Source organism: Micrococcus sp. HMSC31B01 (assembly GCF_001816085.1).
In the GTDB taxonomy this organism is placed as follows: Bacteria; Actinomycetota; Actinomycetes; order Actinomycetales; family Micrococcaceae; genus Micrococcus; species Micrococcus luteus.
Genome location: NZ_KV825057.1, coordinates 1 through 2,245 on the forward strand (window position 1 = coordinate 1; position 2,245 = coordinate 2,245).

The window sequence follows — 2,245 nt, forward strand, 5'->3', positions numbered from 1 at the left end:
CGTCCGGGCCCGCCGCGGCCACACCGAGGCCGGCGTCGAGCTGTGCCGCCTGGCCGGCGTCGCGCCCGTGGCCGCCATCGCCGAGCTCGTCCACGACGACGGCACCATGATGCGCCTGCCCGCCCTGCGGGAGTTCTCCGACGAGCACGATCTCGTCCTCATCTCCATCGAGGACCTCGTGGCCCACCTGGAGGAGACGACGCCGGCCCTGACCGCCGTCCCCGCCGAGGCCACCCTGCCGACCCGGCACGGCCTGTTCCGCGTGAGCGTGCACGTGGACGCCGAGACCGGGGCCGAACACCTGCTGCTCGTGGCGGGGGAGACCGACCCGGAGCGTCCCCTCACCGTCCGCGTGCACTCGGAGTGCCTCACCGGCGACGTGCTCGGCTCCCTGCGCTGCGACTGCGGCCCCCAGCTCGAGGACGCCCTCGCCCGCGCGGCGGCCGAGGGCGGCGCCGTCCTCTACCTCCGGGGCCACGAAGGACGCGGCATCGGCCTGGCCAACAAGATCCGCGCCTACCGGCTCCAGGAGGAGGGGATGGACACCGTCGAGGCCAACCTCGCCCTCGGTCTGCCCGCCGAGGCGCGCGACTGGGCCGGGGCCGCCGCCGTCCTCACGGCCGCCGGCCATCGGCGCATCCGCCTGGTCACCAACAACCCCGCGAAGGTCGCGGGGCTGCGGGCGGCCGGCATCGACGTCGTCGAGCGTGTCCCGGCCCCCACGCCCGTCACCGAGCACAACGTCGTCTACCTGCGCACCAAGCGGGACCGCATGGCCCACGCCCTGGCGGACCGCGTGCTCGAACCGCCGACGGCCACCGGCGGCCCCGCCACGCCGGCCGATGACCCGACCACCGACCCGACCCACCCCACCCACCAGGAGGACACCCCATGAGCGGCGCCGGAGCCCCGACCTTCACCCCCGACCCCGCCGCTGCGAGCGGCCTGAACGTGGCGATCGTCGCCGCCCAGTGGCACACGGAGATCATGGACGGGCTGATCGCCGGGGCGCAGGCCGCCGCGGCCGACCTGGGCCTGGAGCCCGTGCTCGTGCGCGTGCCCGGCACCGTCGAGCTCACCGTCGCTGCGGCGCGGCTGGCGGAGCGCTTCGACGTCGTCGTGGTCCTCGGCGTCGTGGTGCGCGGGGACACCCCGCACTTCGACTACGTGTGCCAGTCCGTGACCCAGGGCGTGACGGAGGTCTCGGTGCGCACCGGCGTTCCCGTGGGCTTCGGCGTGCTCACCGTGGACACCGACCAGCAGGCCCGCGACCGGGCGGGCCTGCCCGGATCCCGAGAGGACAAGGGACGCGAGGCCCTCGAGGCGGCCGTCCTCACCGAGCTCGCGCTGCGCTCGGTCACGCCACGGGACTGAGGGTGGCCGGGCGGGGCTGCCTGCTGGGTCGGCTGCTCTCGACGTGGACCCTGTCCCCGGGGCCGGTGGGGTGATCGCAGGCCGGTCAACCGGGCCCGTCCGGAACGCCGGCAGCCCCGCGCCGTCATGGATGGGGTCGGCCGGAGGGCGCGGGGACCCGACGATAGAGGCGGAGACGCGAAGCCCCCGCCCTTCGTCTCGCTCGCGGCATCCACAGCTCGTCGTCCACTGCCCCGACCGTCAGGGCGGGCCGTTGACCCCCAACGCGTTCACCGCCGCAGACGGGTGATCTATGCGGCCCGCCCCGCCTCGGACGACTGCGTCGGGGTGCACGGAGCCTGCCGCAGCGTGGCCGCGTTCAAACAGTCCATGGCCCTGCTGGGAGCTGCGCGAGACCGGGCTGCTGCTCACCCCCCTGGTGCCGGCCCGCTCCATCGTCCCCGGTGCACGTCTGGCCTGCGACTGGCTGGGCCACTATGAGAAGCGCGAACCCGTCGCCTCCGCCTACGCCGACCTGGCCGGCCTCATCTTCGAAAGGATCACCGCATGAACGAGAAGCAGCTTGAGCCCGACCTGAGTCTGCGAGCACAGCGACGCAAGCCCACCCCGGCCCCCCAGACCCCGGCTCCCGGAGCGGTGATCCCCGCAGAACCGGCAACGACCTCGGACCCGGCCGGTGGGTATGCGCCCCTGGCGCGGCGTGGGGCGCCGACCGTGGCCCTGAACGTGCGAGTGCCCGAAGCGATCCGCGACGCGGTGCGTCGAGAGGCCGCCACGAACCCGGCAACGCCCAGCCAGGCCGCGGTCATCGAAGCCCTAGGGCATGTCTGACAATCGTTTTGACCATGCGATCACAGCATTCAGGACCACA

The 2,245-nt window shown here is 74.0% G+C and carries 4 protein-coding genes; all 4 read left to right on the forward strand.

Translation table 11 applies throughout. The features are described 5' to 3' along the window. Nucleotides 1-895 (forward strand): GTP cyclohydrolase II (gene ribA, locus HMPREF3105_RS04615; protein ID WP_070708866.1); only part of this gene is annotated, 895 nt, incomplete at its 5' end. Next, nucleotides 892-1,374, forward strand: coding sequence for a 6,7-dimethyl-8-ribityllumazine synthase (ribH, locus tag HMPREF3105_RS04620; RefSeq protein WP_036383758.1), 483 nt, complete (start codon nucleotides 892-894; stop codon nucleotides 1,372-1,374). The genes ribA and ribH, both read left to right, overlap by 4 nt. A gap of 418 nt (nucleotides 1,375-1,792) precedes the next feature. Beyond that, a complete protein-coding gene (locus HMPREF3105_RS13660) occupies nucleotides 1,793-1,924 on the forward strand; it encodes a hypothetical protein (protein WP_020624531.1) in 132 nt (43 codons plus the stop codon). Further along, nucleotides 1,921-2,205 carry a hypothetical protein gene (locus tag HMPREF3105_RS12640; RefSeq protein WP_080696003.1) on the forward strand — a complete coding sequence of 95 codons (285 nt, stop codon included), beginning with the start codon at nucleotides 1,921-1,923 and terminating at the stop codon, nucleotides 2,203-2,205. Before HMPREF3105_RS13660 ends, HMPREF3105_RS12640 begins: the two co-directional genes overlap by 4 nt. Nucleotides 2,206-2,245: the final 40 nt, after the last annotated feature.

Coding starts and splice junctions, on each gene's coding strand:
- ribH (WP_036383758.1), top strand. CDS start 892: ATGAGCGGCGCCGGAGCCCCGACCTTCACCCCCGACCCCGCCGCTGCG.
- HMPREF3105_RS12640 (WP_080696003.1), top strand. CDS start 1,921: ATGAACGAGAAGCAGCTTGAGCCCGACCTGAGTCTGCGAGCACAGCGA.